Source organism: Spiroplasma endosymbiont of Asaphidion curtum (assembly GCF_964031085.1).
Classification (GTDB): domain Bacteria; phylum Bacillota_I; class Bacilli_A; order Mycoplasmatales; family Nriv7; genus Nriv7.
The window spans coordinates 556,311-577,203 of the sequence record NZ_OZ035001.1 but is presented as its reverse complement, the minus strand read 5'-3'; the positions used below and the strand labels follow the sequence as shown (position 1 = coordinate 577,203).

The following is a 20,893-nucleotide window of genomic DNA, read 5'->3' as shown; positions in this document are numbered from 1 at the left end:
ACAATTGCAATCGACCGCGTTTAGTTTTCTTAGGTATTGCTTTGAAGAAGCAAAACAATCAGCTAATTATATTATTTAATTACTAAACTAACCCTGCCTTTCTTGTTATTGTCATTTTTATTCGTTATTATTTTATCATATTATTGAATTTTTACACAATAAAAAATTATTAATTTTATTAAATTATCACTAATTATCTAAATTTATGTTTTCTATATTTATTCGTATATACAATACTACCCTTATTAATTCAACTATCATCATTTTTATTATTATATTTATTTCTCCATAATGAAGTTTTATATATTTCTTTTCTGATTTCTATTTCTGAATTAATATTTTCATTAATATAATAGACTTGGTACATAACCCTCAATTTTATCTACTATTTTGATAATATTATTTTCTAGATGAAGCACAAATATTAGATAAATACAAAGACGAAAATGAATTTTATAGTTTGGTAGATGCAAAATGTTATAGTTATGTACCAAGTCTATTTAATAAAATTATGAGAGTATGAGATGATAATCAAGAATTTAATAAGGTTATGGGGTATTGGTTTGGAATGAAATTTGATGAATGAAGAAAATTATTAGGTCAGAAGATACCACAATTTACTGTTACGATGGGAAAAATATCTACTGCAGTCTCATATTTAAATGTTGTTAAACATTGACAGTTATTAGTGTCACCAGCCTTGAATGATAATAATATAAATAGGATTAATACTAATAAAAATATTGGATTGCCAAATTGTAAAGTTAAGTGCAACTAAATTATTTTTCTAACCAAATATTCGATTGGTGAAAGATAATTTAGTATTTTTCTTGGTCTTTGGTTTAAAGACAATATAAATTTATGAACTGCATTTTTAGTAGTATTTGAAAAATTAAATTTTTTAGGAAATTTTTCTCTAATTAAACCATTAGTATTTTCATTAGTACCTCTTTGTCAAGGCGAATACGCATTAGCAAAATAAATTTTCACATTTAAATTTTTTTCAAGTTGTTGTCAATTAGAAAATTCTTTACCCCTATCAAATGTTATAGTCTTAACAAGATTATTTGGAAGAATTGATAAATAATGGCTAATGTTTTCGTTAACAACTTTAGTAGTTCTATTTTCAACTAACATTGCTAAAGTAAATCTTGATGTTCTTTCAACTAAAGTTATTAAACATGATTTACTTTTACCTCGTGATGATACTACAGTATCACCTTCTCAATGACCAACAGTTATACGATTATTAACATTAATATTTCGTTCTTTAATTGATTTACCATTAAATTTACCGCGATTTTCTTGAGATTTTCGTTTCTTACCTTTTCTTCTTAAATTTTTATTAGTAACTTTTTCAAGTAATCCAGAATAAATTCAATTGTAAATTGTTTTAAAACTAATAATTCATTCTTTATGAAAATTTTTAATTCTGCCATAAATTTGTTCAGGCGATCAACCTAATAGTAATTTTTGTTGTACATATTTTACTAATTCTCTATTTTTAAACTTATGAAAATAAACATGTGATTGTTTTCTGTTTTCTGCTTTATTTTGTGCAATTAATGAAAAATAATGATTACTATCTTTATTTCTATTGACTTCTCGAATAATAGTACTAATACTTCGATTAAGATTTTTAGCTATTTCACTAATTTTTACTTTAAACTTCAATTGATTCTCAATATAAATTCTTTCATATATGCCAAGATGTTTGTAACCCATATAAAAACTCCTTGCTTTGTTTTTTCTAAAATAAACTTAGCATCATGAAATTTTTATATGAGATTTTTTGCAATTTTATTTACTTGCACTTACAAGTATAATTCAGCAAAATAATTTTTTGTTGTGTCAAAATTTACACATTTAATAAAATCCATAAGTATTAACCTAATAAAAGTTAGAAATTACTATATAGTATTTTTTATTTACAAATAATTTGTAATTATTTTAATAAGTAATGCAAGAAGTCTATTAAAACAAATAATTTTTTACTCCATCCGTCATTTAGGTATTCTTAATAAATTTAATTTCTTATGATATAATTTTAATTGTAAATTGTAAATTTATTTTTTAAAATATTTTAAGGAACGATTTGTAAGATGGAAACAACAAATACTAAAAACATTGAAATAAAAACGAATAATGTTAACAGTAAAGGTAATTCTTCCAAATTTACTATTAGTTTTGACCACAAATGAACAAGATGATTATTTATAACTTTAATTTGTTTAGTAGTTCTTCTATTATTAAAACTTACCGGTGCTGATCAAATTATTTTAAATGTTATTTTAGTTTTTATTCCCTTAGGATTAGCATTAGCTGTGATTTGAGTTCTGAATCCTTTAATTTATCGTTTGATTAAATTAAAATTTAATAAAACTGTGGCAAAATATTTAACTTTTTTTATTTCTCTAATTATTGGCATTTTTATTATTGTTTTTTTGCTTTGATTATTTATTGACCAATTTGTAAGTTTTATTAGTCAGTTCTTAGGCGATAGTACAGTTATTAAAGAAAGATTAGATAATTGAAAAGGTACAGGAGTTGATCAAAATAAATCACTTTTATCACATATTTTTGGTTTTGGTTATGATACAGAAACTGAACAATGACGATTACAAACTAATGTTGATTGAACACCAATAAAAGATAATTGACAAGACATATTAAGTCAAATTAAAAGTAAAGCACTTGATAATAAAAGTGCTTGGGAAATTTTATTAACAAAATTACGCAATGACTATGGTATTTATTTGGATTCAACTAATAAATTTGTTGTTGATTATTTACGCTATTTAAAGCAACCATCTTTAGACAGTGTTATTGAATATTTTACAAATTTATATACTGAAATCCAATCATGATTAAACACAAATAATATTCCTACTAGTGTTGGTCCAAATGAAATTAATTTAAATTTAGTAAATGAAGGTGTAATTAATAGTGCAAAAATTGGTGTTGCATTTGATGGTAACAAATTAGGGAAAATGTATCAGTTATTATTTAGTTTTGGGGCAACAGCACAATGATTTTTTTCAGCAACTTTTTTAGTTGATATTATTAATACAATTTATGGTTATACAACAGCATCTAATTTAACTAATATTCTTCTTAATCGCTATTTTTGAACGATAGCTAGTATTTTTTATGGCTTATTTATTACGATTATGATTACAATGTTTTTGTTAGGTGGCGATAAATCGTTTACTAATTTTTTAAAAACGCAATTAATTCCTGGGAAAAATATTAAACGCAAAGAAATTATTGCGAATGCTTTGCAAAAATCATTGTTTGGTTATGGTCGGGGAATATTAATTGATATGAGTTATATGTTTACTTTTACAACTATTATGATGGCTATTGCTGGTTATGTGGGTGGTGGATCCACATATAAAAGTTCTTTTGCGGTATTAGGTTTATTTATGACTTTTGCTAATATTGTCCCTTATGTGGGACCATTTATTGGGATGGTTCCCATTGCTTTAGCCGGAGTATTAGATGCTTTAGTAGCACCATCAGGAACGAATGAATTAGTTAGTTGGGTGCCAATGATTGTTGCTGTAGTTGGTGCATTTATTGTTCAATTAATTGAAAATGCTTTTGTTTATCCAAAAATTTTTGGACGAGTAACCAAATTACATCCAGTTACAATATTAATGGGAATTTCTATTTTTGGGGCAATTATTGGTATTTGAGGAATGATTATTGTGGTACCCACAATAGCGACAATTAAAGCAGTAGCTAACGATATTTATGATAAAAAATTGCTTTTGTAAATTTTAAATTAAAGGGGTATAAATCAATGAAATACTTAACAACTAGTAAGATTAGACAGAAATTTCTTGATTTCTTTATTAAGAATGGCCATTATGTTTTACCTAGTGCATCATTAATTCCTGTTAATGATAATTCATTATTATGAATTAATTCTGGTGTTGCAACCTTAAAACCGTATTTTGATGGTAGAAAAATTCCACCTCATCAACGATTGGTAAACTCGCAAAAGGCATTGCGAACTAATGATATTGAAAATATTGGTTACACAGCAAGACATCATACTTTATTTGAAATGCTAGGTAATTTTTCAATTGGTGATTATTTTAAAAAAGAGGCTATTGTTTTTGCTTGAGAATTTTTAACTAGTAAACAATGATTAGGTATTGATGCTAATAAATTGATTGTTACTGTTTTTCTAGATGATACTGATACCATTAAAATTTGAAAAGAAGTTATTGGTTTAGATTCAAGTCAAATTATTTTAGGGTGTCGTGATACGAACTTTTGAGATATGGGCCAAGGCCCTTGTGGTCCAAATACGGAAATTTTTTATGATCGGGGAATTGTTTGAGATAAAGAAAATTATGGTTTGAAGTTATTGCAAGATAATATTGAAAATGATCGTTATTTAGAAATTTGAAATATTGTTTTTTCAGAGAGTAATAATGATGGTCAAGGTAATTATCATAATTTACCTTGTAAAAATATTGATACAGGGGCAGGTTTAGAACGATTAGCTTGTATAATCCAAGAAGTACCTACTAACTTTGAAACTGATTTATTTTTACCGATAATTGAACATATTACTAAATTAGTTAAAGTTTCCTATGTTCTAAATAATATTTTTGAAAAACCTAATGAACAAACAAAAATTAATGTTGCGTTTAAAGTTATTAGTGACCATATTAGAGCGATTGCTTTTGCTATTGGTGATGGTGTTTTTCCTAGTAATAAAGATCGCGGTTATGTTATTCGCCGTTTAATTCGTCGAGCAATGGTTTATGGTCATAAATTGAACATTAACGAACCGTTTTTATATAAATTAGTTATTATTGTTGTTAATTTGATGAAAGATTATTATCCTAATTTAGAAACAAAACAAGAAATTATTACTAGTACTGTTAAAAAGGAAGAGGAAAAGTTTTTTAATAATCTAAAACAAGGTTTTAATCATTTTAAAGAAATGCTAATTAAAGAAAAAACAATTACAGCTGAAAATGCTTTTAAACTATATGATACTTATGGTTTTCCGATTGATTTAACGATTGAGTTAGCAACTGAAGAAAATATTACTATTGATTTAGTAAGATATAATGAATTATTAGAAGAACAAAGAAAAGATGCCCGCAATGCTCGTAGTAATCAACAAATTGAAGCAATGGATATGCAAAATAAATTATTATTAGATTTAAAAATCTCCAGCACTTTTATTGGATACGAAGTAGAAGAAAATCCACAAGCTAAAGTGATAGCTTTATTTTATGGTGAAGAAATGTTGACATCAGTTAAAGATGATATTGTTGATATGGTACTTGATGCCACACCATTTTACGCTGAAAAAGGTGGTCAAGCTAATGATACAGGAATAATTAGTAATGCAACAATGCTTGGTGAAGTTATTGATGTCAAATTAGCACCCAATAAGCAACACATTCATCGAGTACAAGTTAACGGTACTTTCAAAACTAATGATATTGTTTGTGCTGTTATTAATCATCATCATCGTAATTATGGAATGAAAAATCATTCGGGGACTCATTTATTGCATTCAGCGATTAGAGAAATTTTAGGTGTTGATGCCATGCAAATTGGTTCATTTAATAACTATCAATATTTACGACTAGATATTGCATACAATAAAGAAATTACAACCCAAAATTTACAAGATATTAATGATTTAGTAACTAAATGAGTTGCTCAAAATGATAGTTGTGAAATTTATATTACTAGTTATGATGAAGCAATTAAAATGAATGCAATAGCATTTTTTAACGAGAAGTATGATGATGAAGTTCGTGTTGTTAAATTTGGTAATTATTCTATTGAATTATGTGGGGGAACCCATGTTAAATATACAGGTGATATTGAACAATTATTAGTTACTAGTATTGAATCCAAAGGAACTGGTATTTATCGTTTTCAAGCTTTAACATCAAGAAAAACAATTAATAATTATTATGATGAACAAATTAAAGATTTAAAAACAAAAAGTGCTGAAAAATTTGGAAAATATAATAAAAATTTACTAGCAGATAGTTATCTTGAACAACTATTTAATACCATTACTAGTTTGAATGATATTAGTAATGCAATATGAAAACAATTGCATTCATTATATAGTGAACTTCAAATTGCTTTTAAAAAATGAGAAAAAAATGCTGAACAAATACTAATTAAAGAACAAATTAGTCAATATCAAAATCTTGAAATTATTTCATTATCTACATATAATATTTTAATTTATCAATTTAATAATCTCACAATTGCTACTTTAAAGTTATTAGCTGATAAATATCGATTATTAGATAATAAATTAGTAATTATTTTTACTAATAAGAATATTAATATAAAAAATTCGTTATTAGTAGTTGTTAGTGAATCTTTAATTAAAGAAGGATTAAGTGCGGTTACAATTGTTAAATCTTTAACAAAGCAATGTCAAGGTTCTGGCGGCGGAAATATGCAATTAGCTTTAGGTGGATTTAATAATGAAATAAAAATGCAAGAATTATTACAGCAATTAAAACAAGAAGATATGTTATGAAATATTTAGGTTTAGATGTAGGTAGCAAAACAATTGGTTTAGCTATTGGTCAAGGAATTATTAGTTTATCAAAAACAACAATTAATTTTTCTGAATATAATTTTTCTAAGGCTATTAATTTAATATTACAATTTGTTAAGCAAGAAAATATTGATATAATTATTGTTGGTCATCCCTTAAATATGAATGGATCTAAAAGTAGAACAACAATAATGGTTGAAGATTTTGTTTTGCAACTAAAAACAAAAACTAATTTAGAAATTATTTTATGAGATGAAAGATTAACATCACGATCTGCTAATCAAATAATGTTAACTGCTAATGTTTCGCGAAAAAAACGAAAAATGAATAAAGATAAATTAGCTGCTCAATTAATTTTACAAAACTATTTTGATTATTTACAACAACTTGCAAAAGCAAAAAAAGAATAAATAATAGACTTCTTGCATAACCTATTAAAATAATAAAAATTTTAAATTTAACCACTTTAAAATAAACATTTTTCTAAAATCTAAAATAATTTTGATAACAATTAACTAGGTTATGCAAGAAGTCTAATATATGTTATAATACATAATGATAAAGGAGACAAAGTAATGGAAGATAATAATAACAATAATGAAATTTTGTTAACTAAAGAAGGTAAAGAAGAATTAAATCAAGAATTAAATGAGTTAATTAATATTATTCGCCCACAAGTAATTAAAGAATTAGTTGAAGCACGAAACCAAGGTGATTTATCAGAAAATGCTGAGTATGAATCAGCAAGAAATCGTCAAGCTGAAGTTGAAGGTCGAATTAAAGAAATTGAAGATACTTTAGCACGAGCTAAAGTTATTGCTACTGATCGTCAAAGAACTAAAACCATTAGAATTGGTTCAATAGTAACTATTCTTAATTTAAAAACTAATAATAAATCAACTTTTAAAGTTGTCGGTACTGTAGAAGCCGATCCTTTTGAAAATAAAATTTCTAATGAAACACCCTTAGTTAAAGCTATTTTTGATCACAGTGTTAATGATATTGTTGAAATTAAAGGTAAGGATACAAAATATAAAGTTAAAATTTTAGAAATTGGAAAATAAAATACTAAATATTAAAAATTTAAAGTTGTGTATTTTTGGAGTGATATCGTGAAGTTAACTGTTCTGACAAATAAAAGTGGTGCCTTACAAATTAGTCAATTAGTTATTAAAAAATTATTAATTTCATATTTAAAATCATTTCCATCATTAGATATTCAAAGAAAAAATATTAAAATTAATTTTTTTAGCGAACAATGAGTGGTATCAATAGTTTTAAAAATAAATAAAGAAACAAATTTAGAAACTCTTTGCGAACATTTACAAAACCACATTATTAATAATATTAATGAATCAATATTGATTAAACCCAATAATATTCACTTTATTTTTAGTGTCGCCAAATAAGTTATTTCATACTTATGGGGGTTAAGTAGATGTTTGTTCTTTTAAAAAACTCTTTTCGTTCTATTAAGAAACAATTTTTACAATATATTGGTTTACTAATTTTGCTTGTGTTAGCAATTAGTATTTTTAGTGCCATGTTTGCTAACAATCAACAAATTACATCAAAATATGATTTAATCTATAAAAATCCTTTGCGACCAACACATCGTATTTCTAATCGCTCAGAATTAAAGTTAATTAATGATAGTAGCAATACAACTATTGATTTAACAGAAAATACTATCATTCCTTTTGAAAATAATAATGCTAAATTAATGCTAATGTTAGCAAAACTTGAAAATGAAGGTTTTAATTGTCAAATTGAAAATCAAAATAAACAAGAACCTTTTATTGATCCAATGCTTTGTTCAATCCATTTAATTGTCATCACTCAAAATAAAGACAGTGATAAAGTTCCACTTCGTGAAACTAGCATTCGTAATTGGCGAATTTTAATGGCAACAAAATCTAAAAATATTAAAAGTTCATTATTTTTTAAAGGACGCATCCAAAATAATAATGGGCAAGAATTTGATATTGTTCCTAGTTTTTATTTAGAAAATATTGGATTAATTAATAATAATCCTGTTAGTATTGTTAAAGGACGAATTCCGATTAGAAATGATGAAATTGTTATTAGCGAGACTTATAGTTATGTCCATAATATTAAAATTAATGATTCATTTATAATTAAAAATAATAAATTTATTGTTGCGGGCATCGGAAATAGTTATACAACAAAGTTTATTCAAAAAAATAGTTTAATTCAAACATTAATTCCCAAACAGTTAAGTCCTAAAGATAATGGCGTAATTTATACTACCATTGATCTTTTATTTGATGATCATTTTCGTAATGATACTAAAAGTAGTTTTAAAAATTCTAGTATTTATTTAACAATTACTGGTGATGAAGTTCAAGCTCAAAAAGATATTTACAAGCAATTAAAAGAAAAAACTTTAATTGAAGATGTTAATAAAAATTTTATTAAAGTTATAAGTGATGAATTAATAAGTAATTTAATTATTCAAAGTATTGTTTTTATTGCTTTAACTTTAATTTCAATGTCAGCATTAGTTTTAATTGTATCTTTTTTTATTCGTAAAGAAATTAATGACCAACGCACTCAAATTGGAATTTTAAAATCATTTGGTTATAAAGGTTGACAAATTTCGTTTAATTTTATTGGTTCAATTTTTATTATTACATCTTTAGCTGCTATTTTAGGATTTGGAATTTCATTGTTATTTCAAAAGCAATTTTCAGGAGCAATGTTAATTTATAATTTCGGCATTGTAACAATTTATTTTGATATTAAAATTTCATTAATTTTTTTCATCTTTTTACCATTATTATTTACTTTTGTTTGTTGAGGATTAACAACCTTTCTTTTACGAATGCCTGTATTAGAATTAATTTATGCTTCCAATAGTAGTAAAGGTTATTTAGCAGCACATTTTTTTAAATCATTAGTAGTTAAATTTCCATTTTCATTTCGTCTTTCAGTAGCATTTTTTACTAAATCATTTGGAAAATGATTAGTAAGTGGTAGTATTTTGCTATTAGCTTCATTTATTTTATTTTTACAATATTTAACTGTGGATACAATGCATCATAAAATTGATAGTTTTCACTCGGAATGAAAAATTGCTAGTAGTAATAGTTATAATGAACAATATCGTAATATTACTGATTATGATCAATTTAATGCTAATAATACAAAACAATCGGCAACTACTGCTTATTTTTATAATCAACAATATGAATATATTGCTTTACAAGATATAATTGGTTCTCGGACATTTAATGTTTATAATTATAATTCAAGGAGAGAATTTGCATATTATATTGTTGATTGACAAGATGAAGAAATAAAACCTGATACTAAAAAAACAACTATTTATCGTCTTTTTAACGCTATTGGCAATGAGAAGTTAAAAGAAATTTTCGGTATCGTTCAGAAAATTCTAAATAAAAATCCTAATATTACTCTTATTCAAATATTTCATAAGTTAAATGTTGATAAACAAAACCAACTTATGAAATGATTTAATCGCCTTAAAGCGTTACAAATAAAAATTCCTGAACGATATAAATTTAATGTTAGTAGTGACACAATAGATATTATTTTAAAAAATCGGAAATTAATTATTGAACTTAGTAAAAAAATGCCACCTGAATTTAACTTTAAAGACATTATGAGTTTTTTAAATATTATAGATAATTTTAAAAATACCAATATTAATATTGAAAATATTGATTTAACCCTTAATTATGTAGAATATGATAATACACAAGATTATTTGATGAATCGTTATTATTTCAATATTCCCACATTAAACGAAATTCAGAAGATTAATTCAGGATTTAATGCGTTTGTTTATGGTGTAAATCAAAAATCTTTTCAAGACATATTAAATATTAAAAATAGTGATCAATATATTGATCAACTTTACTTTAATAATCCTAATGATTATAATGTTAAGCATCGCATATTACCAGTTCTTGTTTCTCGTAGCTATGCTGAATATTATCAGCATCAATATCAAGTCGGTGATATTATTAATAATTTTAATATGTTTTGAATTAAAGATATGAATATTAAGATTGTTGGTATTATTGATAATGCTACCGATGGATGAAGTATTGTCACTAATGAAAAACTAATTGCGAAATACTTTGTTTATCGTGAAGCTATTAAGAATGCTGACAATTATGACATTATTGATGTTAACAAAGAAGGTAATGATTTTCAAAATAATAATTTTTATAATTTTATAATGGGAAAAAATGAAGTGTTACAACCCTTACGGTCAATGGGACTTTATTATGAAAGAGATAGTATTCCGATTGTCACAATTGATAGTATTAGTACTAACAACAATAAAAACAATTTAGTAAGACCACCATTAATAAAAGAAGAACCTAACATTCCAACATTAGGAATTAAGAATACTGCTAATTTTAATAGCATTCTTATTATTCGTTTAGCAAAAGAGGGTATTACTAATCTTTTAAATATCATTAGTAGTGTTTTAGATACAATTCGTTATGTAACCTTAGTAGTAGTAATTAATGTTTTAATTTTATTAGTTTCAATGATTATTGATGATAATATTTTTATTATTGCGACAATGAAAATTCTTGGTTATCATATTAAGCAAATTGTTAGTTTAATTATTGGTTGGTATTTAATTGCTGTTATTCTTTTCTTTGCTGGTGGTGTGGGACTTTCATTTTTAACTTGATATATTGTGGGTACTTATATATTTAAACTCTCAGGAATTATGTATCTAACTCATATTTCATTAATTTCTTTATTATTAACAATTGGCATTGTATTATTTATTCTTCTCATAACATACTTTATTTCAATTTTTATTATTCAAAGAAAAGATGTTCTCATCTTACAAAAAACATCATAGGAAAAAACTAGTTTAAATAATAAAAGATCAGCAATTTTTATAAAAAGGAAAAAATAACCTTGCTATTTTAACTTTAATATTTCATAATATTTTTATGAAAAGTGAAAATCATCAGTTTTTTAAAAATTTTAAAAAACTATAGCAGTTCAGGAATGTACTCTGCAATAAAAAAAGTAAGTAAAATGACTTAAATTTTAATTAAAATTTAAGTCATTTTTTATATCTAAATATCTAACAAACAAAAAGAGAGGAAGAGATTATTTAGCAATGAAGAAACGGAATAAGATATTACTACCAGTGATAAATAAAATTTATAAGGAAGGATTATAAGAACTATCGTGAATGTGCTAAAAAAACACTTCTTTTAAGAAAGAAAAATCACCCTTTAATAGTAAAATATAATAATGAATTAACTTATTTCTTTGATTTATCAGAAAATGATTTTTTAGAAAAAAATAATTCATTAGAGTTATTAGACTTGGTACATAACCTTTAATTTTATCTACTATTTTGATAATATTATTTCCTAGGTGAAGTACAAATGTTAGATAAATACAAAGACGAAAATGAATTTTATAGTCTAATAGGCATAAAATATAAAACTTTCATGAAAATGGTAGAAATTTTAAAAGAAGCTGAAGCTAAACAAAAACAAATTGGTGGTAGACCAAATAAATTATCAATAGAGCAAAGATTACTTATGACTTTAGAATACTGAAAAGAATATAGTACATATCTTATTATTGCAAAAAAATATAATATTAGTCATGTTAGTTGTATTCGTAATATCTTTTGAGTTGAAAATACTCTAATAAAAAATAGTCACTTTCAATATACCTGGCAAAAAGATATTATTGGAAAATAAGGGTACTAATAATAATTTATTAGCAATTGATGCTACAGAAATTCCAATTGAAGAATTAAAAAAACTAAAATTATTATTTTCTGGTAAGAAAAGGCAACATTCATTAAAATCGCAAATAATTATTGATTTATGCTGAATTATACTTGTAAGTGCAAGTAAATAAAATTGCAAAAAATCTCATATAAAAATTTCATGATGCTAAGTTTATTTTAGAAAAAACAAAGCAAGGAGTTTTTATATGGGTTACAAACATCTTGGCATATATGAAAGAATTTATATTGAGAATCAATTGAAGTTTAAAGTAAAAATTAGTGAAATAGCTAAAAATCTTAATCGAAGTATTAGTACTATTATTCGAGAAGTCAATAGAAATAAAGATAGTAATCATTATTTTTCATTAATTGCACAAAATAAAGCAGAAAACAGAAAACAATCACATGTTTATTTTCATAAGTTTAAAAATAGAGAATTAGTAAAATATGTACAACAAAAATTACTATTAGGTTGATCGCCTGAACAAATTTATGGCAGAATTAAAAATTTTCATAAAGAATGAATTATTAGTTTTAAAACAATTTACAATTGAATTTATTCTGGATTACTTGAAAAAGTTACTAATAAAAGCTGAATTATACTTGTAAGTGCAAGTAAATAAAATTGCAAAAAATCTCATATAAAAATTTCATGATGCTAAGTTTATTTTAGAAAAAACAAAGCAAGGAGTTTTTATATGGGTTACAAACATCTTGGCATATATGAAAGAATTTATATTGAGAATCAATTGAAGTTTAAAGTAAAAATTAGTGAAATAGCTAAAAATCTTAATCGAAGTATTAGTACTATTATTCGAGAAGTCAATAGAAATAAAGATAGTAATCATTATTTTTCATTAATTGCACAAAATAAAGCAGAAAACAGAAAACAATCACATGTTTATTTTCATAAGTTTAAAAATAGAGAATTAGTAAAATATGTACAACAAAAATTACTATTAGGTTGATCGCCTGAACAAATTTATGGCAGAATTAAAAATTTTCATAAAGAATGAATTATTAGTTTTAAAACAATTTACAATTGAATTTATTCTGGATTACTTGAAAAAGTTACTAATAAAAATTTAAGAAGAAAAGGTAAGAAACGAAAATCTCAAGAAAATCGAGGTAAATTTAATGGTAAATCAATTAAAGAACGAAATATTAATGTTAATAATCGTATAACTGTTGGTCATTGAGAAGGTGATACTGTAGTATCATCACGAGGTAAAAGTAAATCATGTTTAATAACTTTAGTTGAAAGAACATCAAGATTTACTTTAGCAATGTTAGTTGAAAATAGAACTACTAAAGTTGTTAACGAAAACATTAGCCATTATTTATCAATTCTTCCAAATAATCTTGTTAAGACTATAACATTTGATAGGGGTAAAGAATTTTCTAATTGACAACAACTTGAAAAAAATTTAAATGTGAAAAATTTATTTTGCTAATGCGTATTCGCCTTGACAAAGAGGTACTAATGAAAATACTAATGGTTTAATTAGAGAAAAATTTCCTAAAAAATTTAATTTTTCAAATACTACTAAAAATGCAGTTCATAAATTTATATTGTCTTTAAACCAAAGACCAAGAAAAATACTAAATTATCTTTCACCAATCGAATATTTGGTTAGAAAAATAATTTAGTTGCACTTAACTTTACAATTTGGCTTAATTGCACAAAATAAAGCAGAAAACAGAAAACAATCACATGTTTATTTTCATAAGTTTAAAAATAGAGAATTAGTAAAATATGTACAACAAAAATTACTATTAGGTTGATCGCCTGAACAAATTTATGGCAGAATTAAAAATTTTCATAAAGAATGAATTATTAGTTTTAAAACAATTTACAATTGAATTTATTCTGGATTACTTGAAAAAGTTACTAATAAAAATTTAAGAAGAAAAGGTAAGAAACGAAAATCTCAAGAAAATCGCGGTAAATTTAATGGTAAATCAATTAAAGAACGAAATATTAATGTTAATAATCGTATAACTGTTGGTCATTGAGAAGGTGATACTGTAGTATCATCACGAGGTAAAAGTAAATCATGTTTAATAACTTTAGTTGAAAGAACATCAAGATTTACTTTAGCAATGTTAGTTGAAAATAGAACTACTAAAGTTGTTAACGAAAACATTAGCCATTATTTATCAATTCTTCCAAATAATCTTGTTAAGACTATAACATTTGATAGGGGTAAAGAATTTTCTAATTGACAACAACTTGAAAAAAATTTAAATGTGAAAATTTATTTTGCTAATGCGTATTCGCCTTGACAAAGAGGTACTAATGAAAATACTAATGGTTTAATTAGAGAAAAATTTCCTAAAAAATTTAATTTTTCAAATACTACTAAAAATGCAGTTCATAAATTTATATTGTCTTTAAACCAAAGACCAAGAAAAATACTAAATTATCTTTCACCAATCGAATATTTGGTTAGAAAAATAATTTAGTTGCACTTAACTTTACAATTTGGCATTTTAATAAGTAATGCAAGAAGTCTATTGAAGATTTAACAGGAAAATATGGAAAAATAATTAACCAAAATAACAATAGAAAAACACACAAGATCCAAAAGTTTATCCAATTAGAAATGACAATAAATTACTATGATCACTCAAGCGGATATAGAATAGAAATAAATCCTAGAAAAACATTTATCATTAAAACAGAAAAATAAGTTAACTAAATTTAAAAACTGTTAAAATTACCACCCTAAAGGGTGGTTGTCTATGATGACAATACTCTTTTAAACGGGACTGTACAATTAACTGTGTCTCTAAGAAGCAATTAACTTAAATTCACTCTGCCCTCAAATTTTATCATTAAATGTGGAATTGCACTACCTCAATTTTATACGGGCTCAAGAAAAGTGATTTTTTACGATAACAACGCTTTTTAACGACTAAGCAACTTTTCGTTTTTTCTCCTTTCTATTTTGTCAAAATAAAAACCAGTAATTAACAAAAATTACTGGTTTGAATATTTTTCTTATTTTTACAAGCAATTAAACTTGTTGTATTTGTTCTAATTAACTAATTGTTCCTAAAATTAATAATATTTTTTTATAATTCATCATGATTATTTTGCAAATCAATTTTTGATAGTGTATTTCAATTATTACCTGCTTTTGATAAGTATAATCCATTACTTGTTCCAATATATACATCACCATCATTTATGCCATATTTGCCTGTACCTTTTTCAAATCGATAAATTGATGTCCCCGGATATGGTATATTATATCAACCAATTTTTCCGTCTCCATCAAGAAAACACACATTACCAGTAATGGTTTTAATAAGTACACTGTTACCATTTTCACGATCTTTTTGAATAGATACTATTTCCTTATTAATACCATTAATTTTTGTATCTGCCGTTCAACTACCCATTTTTGCTAAATAAACACCATTAGTGGTTCCAAAATAAACATCACCAACATTTCGACCAGCTCCACTTTTTTCAAATCGATAAATTGTTGTCACCGGAAAAGGAACATTATATTTTGACAATTCACCACGACCGTTAAGATAATATGCTTCTCCATTATTAGTTCTAACAAACACAGAGTTATAATTATCATTAACATCTTTAATTTCGGCTACAGCATTATTAATACCATTATTAATTTTTGACGGATTAATTCAATTGTTTTGTGCTGTTGATAAATATATTCCGTTGGTTGTTCCAAAATAAACATCACCAGCACTTCTGCCAAAACCACCTTTTTCAAATCGATAAATTGTTGTCACCGGATATGGTATATTATTATATCAACCAATTGTTCCATTAGCATCCAAAAAACACACTTTACCACTAATAGTTTTAATATGCACACTATTCTCATGCCCACGATCTGTTTGAATAGATACTATTTCTTCATCAATACCATTAATTTTTGTATCTGCCCTTCAACTACCCATTTTTGCTAAATAAACACCATTTGTGGTTCCAAAATAAACATCACCAGCACTTCTGCCAAAACCACCTTTTTCAAATCGATAAATTGTTGTCACCGGAAAAGGAACAGTATATTTTCATTTACCTAAACCATTAAGATAATAGACTTCTTGCATTACTTATTAAAATAATTACAAATTATTTGTAAATAAAAAATACTATATAGTAATTTCTAACTTTTATTAGGTTAATACTTATGGATTTTATTAAATGTGTAAATTTTGACACAACAAAAAATTATTTTATTATTTAAATTTAATTTGCTGAATTATACTTGTAAGTGCAAGTAAATAAAATTGCAAAAAATCTCATATAAAAATTTCATGATGCTAAGTTTATTTTAGAAAAAACAAAGCAAGGAGTTTTTATATGGGTTACAAACATCTTGGCATATATGAAAGAATTTATATTGAGAATCAATTGAAGTTTAAAGTAAAAATTAGTGAAATAGCTAAAAATCTTAATCGAAGTATTAGTACTATTATTCGAGAAGTCAATAGAAATAAAGATAGTAATCATTATTTTTCATTAATTGCACAAAATAAAGCAGAAAACAGAAAACAATCACATGTTTATTTTCATAAGTTTAAAAATAGAGAATTAGTAAAATATGTACAACAAAAATTACTATTAGGTTGATCGCCTGAACAAATTTATGGCAGAATTAAAAATTTTCATAAAGAATGAATTATTAGTTTTAAAACAATTTACAATTGAATTTATTCTGGATTACTTGAAAAAGTTACTAATAAAAATTTAAGAAGAAAAGGTAAGAAACGAAAATCTCAAGAAAATCGCGGTAAATTTAATGGTAAATCAATTAAAGAACGAAATATTAATGTTAATAATCGTATAACTGTTGGTCATTGAGAAGGTGATACTGTAGTATCATCACGAGGTAAAAGTAAATCATGTTTAATAACTTTAGTTGAAAGAACATCAAGATTTACTTTAGCAATGTTAGTTGAAAATAGAACTACTAAAGTTATTAACGAAAACATTAGCCATTATTTATCAATTCTTCCAAATAATCTTGTTAAGACTATAACATTTGATAGGGGTAAAGAATTTTCTAATTGACAACAACTTGAAAAAAATTTAAATGTGAAAATTTATTTTGCTAATGCGTATTCGCCTTGACAAAGAGGTACTAATGAAAATACTAATGGTTTAATTAGAGAAAAATTTCCTAAAAAATTTAATTTTTCAAATACTACTAAAAATGCAGTTCATAAATTTATATTGTCTTTAAACCAAAGACCAAGAAAAATACTAAATTATCTTTCACCAATCGAATATTTGGTTAGAAAAATAATTTAGTTGCACTTAACTTTACAATTTGGCATTTTAAATAAATATTTTATGTTATCTATAATTGCAAATTATAAATTGAAGCAATTAAATTAAATCTTAAACTAAATCGTTTTCTACGATTACGATATTTTTCAGTAATAATTTTAAATTTTTTAAGAATAGCAAAAATATTTTCAATAATAATTCTCATTTTTGAAATTAATTTATTATTATGTTTTTGTTCTTTATTTAAAGGGTTTTTCTTTGTTTTTTTCTTAGGTATTAGAAACATTACTATGAATTTTTTGTATTCCTTGATAACCATTATCAACTATTAATTTAGTATTTTTTAAAATTGGGATTTTTGATTCTTTAAATAAACAAAAATCATGCTTTTTACCGAGAGAAAAATTTGTTGCAATAATTATTTTGCTTTCTTTTTCAATAATTACTTGTGTTTTAATAGTGTGTTTTTTCTTTTTTCCTGAATAAGATTGTTTTTGTCTTTTTTTGGGCGTTGAATGGGTGTTTCTGTAGCATCAATAATAATTGTTTTATCATTAAAATAATCATTTATTAATGCTTTTTTACCAGCAAGTTGTTGAAAATCAGGATGTTTGATTAAAATATCTTCAATTCACTTGATATTTCGATAACAACTAGCTTCACTAATATCAAAACTTTTACCAAGATGAAAATAAGTACGATATTCTCGTCAATATGATAAAGTCATCAATAATCTATTTTCTAATGATAATTTATTATTTTTACCACCTCTTTTAAACTTTTTTAACTCAGCTTCTTTTAAAATATTTAACATTTTATTAAAAGTACTTTGCTTTATTCCAGTTAATCGTAATAATTCTTTATCATTAATAAAATTAAATTTATCAAATTTCATAATCTTAAATTCCTTATAATTTCTATTTTAAATATATTTTATAGGAATTTTGTTTAATAAATAAGTAATGCAAGAAGTCTATTGTGTAAAAATTCAATAATATGATAGAATGGTAGTGAATAAAAAGGACAATAACAAGAAAGGCAGGGTTAGTTTAGTAATTAAATAATATAATTAGCTGATTGTTTTACTTCTTCAAAGCAATACCTAAGAAAACTAAACGCGACCTTTTTATTTTGTTTTGCTGAATTATACTTGTAAGTGCAAGTAAATAAAATTGCAAAAAATCTCATATAAAAATTTCATGATGCTAAGTTTATTTTAGAAAAAACAAAGCAAGGAGTTTTTATATGGGTTACAAACATCTTGGCATATATGAAAGAATTTATATTGAGAATCAATTGAAGTTTAAAGTAAAAATTAGTGAAATAGCTAAAAATCTTAATCGAAGTATTAGTACTATTATTCGAGAAGTCAATAGAAATAAAGATAGTAATCATTATTTTTCATTAATTGCACAAAATAAAGCAGAAAACAGAAAACAATCACATGTTTATTTTCATAAGTTTAAAAATAGAGAATTAGTAAAATATGTACAACAAAAATTACTATTAGGTTGATCGCCTGAACAAATTTATGGCAGAATTAAAAATTTTCATAAAGAATGAATTATTAGTTTTAAAACAATTTACAATTGAATTTATTCTGGATTACTTGAAAAAGTTACTAATAAAAATTTAAGAAGAAAAGGTAAGAAACGAAAATCTCAAGAAAATCGCGGTAAATTTAATGGTAAATCAATTAAAGAACGAAATATTAATGTTAATAATCGTATAACTGTTGGTCATTGAGAAGGTGATACTGTAGTATCATCACGAGGTAAAAGTAAATCATGTTTAATAACTTTAGTTGAAAGAACATCAAGATTTACTTTAGCAATGTTAGTTGAAAATAGAACTACTAAAGTTGTTAACGAAAACATTAGCCATTATTTATCAATTCTTCCAAATAATCTTGTTAAGACTATAACATTTGATAGGGGTAAAGAATTTTCTAATTGACAACAACTTGAAAAAAATTTAAATGTGAAAATTTATTTTGCTAATGCGTATTCGCCTTGACAAAGAGGTACTAATGAAAATACTAATGGTTTAATTAGAGAAAAATTTCCTAAAAAATTTAATTTTTCAAATACTACTAAAAATGCAGTTCATAAATTTATATTGTCTTTAAACCAAAGACCAAGAAAAATACTAAATTATCTTTCACCAATCGAATATTTGGTTAGAAAAATAATTTAGTTGCACTTAACTTTACAATTTGGCGTTTTTCTTGTAATTTTTAATCATTTATTACATAATATAAATAATTGAAAATATTTATTTATTTTTTAATATGAACATCAAAGGAGATTAATAAATGAGTTCAAAAGAAAAACCATTACATAGTTTTGATGATAGTAATGCTGTCCTTATTAAAGATCATATTTCACATGAAGAGACATTTGTTGAAGTATTTGAATATGCTTTTCAAAAATTACGAGACCCGTGATATAAAACATTTCTATTTGGTATTATGGCAGGTTTTTTTGTCGCAATTGCTTATGTTATTGTTATTGTTGTTTTATCAGGATTTATTATTAAAGACAGTAATGGAAATTTAAAACCTAATGGTATTCCTTCTGGTGTTATTGCTTTAATTACGGGGCTAACTTTTACGCCAGCAATATTAATGGTTATTTTTATTGGGGGGACATTATTTACTTCTAATTCATTGACCTTATTACCAATAGTTAAAAGAGAAGCAAAACTGCGTCGAATGGTTTCAAATTTGTCTTTAGTATTAGTTGGTAATTGTTTAGGAACATTAATTGTTGCGATATCAACTTATTTAATGGGACATATGAAAGTTGATTCTGAGTTTTATAATGTTTTTAAGTATATTTATGATAAGAAAATCGGTTCGAGTCCGAGTACTCTTGATTGAACAATTTTTTTAAAAAATTTTGTTAGTGGCATTTATTGTAATATTTTAATTGCAGGATTGTTCTGAATGAATATGTCTGTTAAAAATTCAGCAACTAAGGTATTATTATGTTTCTTTGTAATTTTAGCGTTTGGAATTTCTGGATTTCAACATATTGTTGCTAATGCTTATATTTGAATGACTGGTTTATTTTTAAATAATGGTATGGTAGGTCAAGATTTTGGAACATTTTCAATAATGAATATGCTACCAACATTATTAGGTAATTTTATTGGTGGTAGTGTGGTGTTACCAATGGTTTATTTATTAGTATTTAAAAAACGAATTAATAAAGAAATTGCTGCTGGAAAATTTAAAGGAACTAAATTATAATTGTTAAATTATTGATAAAACTTATTATAT

The 20,893-nt window shown here is 24.5% G+C and carries 20 protein-coding genes and 1 pseudogene; 16 read left to right on the top strand and 5 right to left on the bottom strand.

The features are described from left to right. Positions 1–193 precede the first annotated feature (193 nt). Positions 194–367: a hypothetical protein gene (locus AAHJ00_RS03415; RefSeq protein WP_342224527.1), complete on the bottom strand. Its 174-nt coding sequence runs from the start codon at positions 365–367 to the stop codon at positions 194–196. A gap of 201 nt (positions 368–568) precedes the next feature. Between AAHJ00_RS03415 and AAHJ00_RS03410 the strand changes: the two genes are divergently transcribed. Further along, the gene (locus tag AAHJ00_RS03410; RefSeq protein WP_342224526.1) at positions 569–778 is read left to right on the top strand and encodes a hypothetical protein; all 210 of its coding nucleotides are present in this window, start codon (positions 569–571) and stop codon (positions 776–778) included. On the opposite strand, the gene AAHJ00_RS03405 is transcribed toward AAHJ00_RS03410, so the two are convergent. Continuing rightward, positions 775–1,725: an IS30 family transposase gene (locus AAHJ00_RS03405; RefSeq protein WP_342223478.1), complete on the bottom strand. Its 951-nt coding sequence runs from the start codon at positions 1,723–1,725 to the stop codon at positions 775–777. The genes AAHJ00_RS03410 and AAHJ00_RS03405 overlap by 4 nt on opposite strands. Positions 1,726–2,102: 377 nt before the next feature. Between AAHJ00_RS03405 and AAHJ00_RS03400 the strand changes: the two genes are divergently transcribed. The 12 genes from AAHJ00_RS03400 (at position 2,103) to AAHJ00_RS03345 (ending at position 14,801) form a co-directional block, all read left to right on the top strand. Further along, positions 2,103–3,779: an AI-2E family transporter gene (locus tag AAHJ00_RS03400; protein ID WP_342224525.1), complete on the top strand. Its 1,677-nt coding sequence runs from the start codon at positions 2,103–2,105 to the stop codon at positions 3,777–3,779. Positions 3,780–3,805: 26 nt separating this feature from the next. Then, on the top strand, positions 3,806–6,553 hold the full coding sequence (gene alaS / locus AAHJ00_RS03395; protein WP_342224524.1) for an alanine--tRNA ligase: 2,748 nt from the start codon (positions 3,806–3,808) through the stop codon (positions 6,551–6,553). After that, positions 6,541–6,975 (top strand): Holliday junction resolvase RuvX, encoded by a 435-nt coding sequence (gene ruvX / locus AAHJ00_RS03390; RefSeq protein WP_342224523.1) that lies wholly within the window; start codon positions 6,541–6,543, stop codon positions 6,973–6,975. The genes alaS and ruvX overlap by 13 nt, the downstream gene beginning before the upstream one ends. A gap of 165 nt (positions 6,976–7,140) precedes the next feature. Further along, positions 7,141–7,629 carry a transcription elongation factor GreA gene (gene greA, locus AAHJ00_RS03385; protein ID WP_342224522.1) on the top strand — a complete coding sequence of 163 codons (489 nt, stop codon included), beginning with the start codon at positions 7,141–7,143 and terminating at the stop codon, positions 7,627–7,629. A gap of 48 nt (positions 7,630–7,677) precedes the next feature. Beyond that, positions 7,678–7,974: a hypothetical protein gene (locus AAHJ00_RS03380; protein ID WP_342224521.1), complete on the top strand. Its 297-nt coding sequence runs from the start codon at positions 7,678–7,680 to the stop codon at positions 7,972–7,974. Between the two features lie 29 nt (positions 7,975–8,003). Beyond that, a complete protein-coding gene (locus AAHJ00_RS03375; protein ID WP_342224520.1) occupies positions 8,004–11,438 on the top strand; it encodes an ABC transporter permease in 3,435 nt (1,144 codons plus the stop codon). Between the two features lie 541 nt (positions 11,439–11,979). Further along, entirely contained in the window at positions 11,980–12,303 is a 324-nt protein-coding gene (locus AAHJ00_RS03370) for a transposase family protein (protein WP_342224519.1), read from the top strand. Then, entirely contained in the window at positions 12,293–12,466 is a 174-nt protein-coding gene (locus AAHJ00_RS03365) for a hypothetical protein (RefSeq protein WP_342224518.1), read from the top strand. Before AAHJ00_RS03370 ends, AAHJ00_RS03365 begins: the two co-directional genes overlap by 11 nt. A 75-nt stretch (positions 12,467–12,541) precedes the next feature. Beyond that, complete coding sequence (locus AAHJ00_RS03360) at positions 12,542–12,958, top strand: helix-turn-helix domain-containing protein (protein ID WP_342224517.1); 417 nt, start codon at positions 12,542–12,544, stop codon at positions 12,956–12,958. Positions 12,959–13,033: 75 nt separating this feature from the next. Next, entirely contained in the window at positions 13,034–13,789 is a 756-nt protein-coding gene (locus AAHJ00_RS03355; protein ID WP_342224516.1) for an IS30 family transposase, read from the top strand. Further along, positions 13,767–13,985, top strand: coding sequence for a hypothetical protein (locus tag AAHJ00_RS03350; protein WP_342224515.1), 219 nt, complete (start codon positions 13,767–13,769; stop codon positions 13,983–13,985). The genes AAHJ00_RS03355 and AAHJ00_RS03350 overlap by 23 nt, the downstream gene beginning before the upstream one ends. Next, the gene (locus AAHJ00_RS03345) at positions 13,986–14,801 is read left to right on the top strand and encodes an IS30 family transposase (protein ID WP_342224514.1); all 816 of its coding nucleotides are present in this window, start codon (positions 13,986–13,988) and stop codon (positions 14,799–14,801) included. A gap of 612 nt (positions 14,802–15,413) precedes the next feature. Here AAHJ00_RS03345 and AAHJ00_RS03340 read toward each other — a convergent pair. Then, positions 15,414–16,427, bottom strand: coding sequence for a hypothetical protein (locus AAHJ00_RS03340; protein WP_342224513.1), 1,014 nt, complete (start codon positions 16,425–16,427; stop codon positions 15,414–15,416). 253 nt (positions 16,428–16,680) lie between these two features. Between AAHJ00_RS03340 and AAHJ00_RS03335 the strand changes: the two genes are divergently transcribed. Next, positions 16,681–17,631, top strand: a complete 951-nt coding sequence (locus tag AAHJ00_RS03335; protein ID WP_342223766.1) for an IS30 family transposase — start codon at positions 16,681–16,683, stop codon at positions 17,629–17,631. A gap of 49 nt (positions 17,632–17,680) precedes the next feature. Here the strand turns inward: AAHJ00_RS03335 and AAHJ00_RS03330 are convergent. Together AAHJ00_RS03330 and AAHJ00_RS03325 are read right to left on the bottom strand one after the other, a co-directional pair. Beyond that, positions 17,681–18,505, bottom strand: a pseudogene (locus AAHJ00_RS03330) (IS5 family transposase). A 161-nt stretch (positions 18,506–18,666) separates the two neighbouring features. Next, positions 18,667–18,798 carry a hypothetical protein gene (locus tag AAHJ00_RS03325; RefSeq protein WP_342224512.1) on the bottom strand — a complete coding sequence of 44 codons (132 nt, stop codon included), beginning with the start codon at positions 18,796–18,798 and terminating at the stop codon, positions 18,667–18,669. Positions 18,799–18,855: 57 nt separating this feature from the next. Between AAHJ00_RS03325 and AAHJ00_RS03320 the strand changes: the two genes are divergently transcribed. Both AAHJ00_RS03320 and AAHJ00_RS03315 read left to right on the top strand, forming a co-directional pair. Further along, positions 18,856–19,806 carry an IS30 family transposase gene (locus AAHJ00_RS03320; protein ID WP_342223478.1) on the top strand — a complete coding sequence of 317 codons (951 nt, stop codon included), beginning with the start codon at positions 18,856–18,858 and terminating at the stop codon, positions 19,804–19,806. A 118-nt stretch (positions 19,807–19,924) separates the two neighbouring features. Beyond that, on the top strand, positions 19,925–20,863 hold the full coding sequence (locus tag AAHJ00_RS03315) for a formate/nitrite transporter family protein (RefSeq protein WP_342224511.1): 939 nt from the start codon (positions 19,925–19,927) through the stop codon (positions 20,861–20,863). The last annotated feature ends 30 nt before the right edge of the window (positions 20,864–20,893 follow it).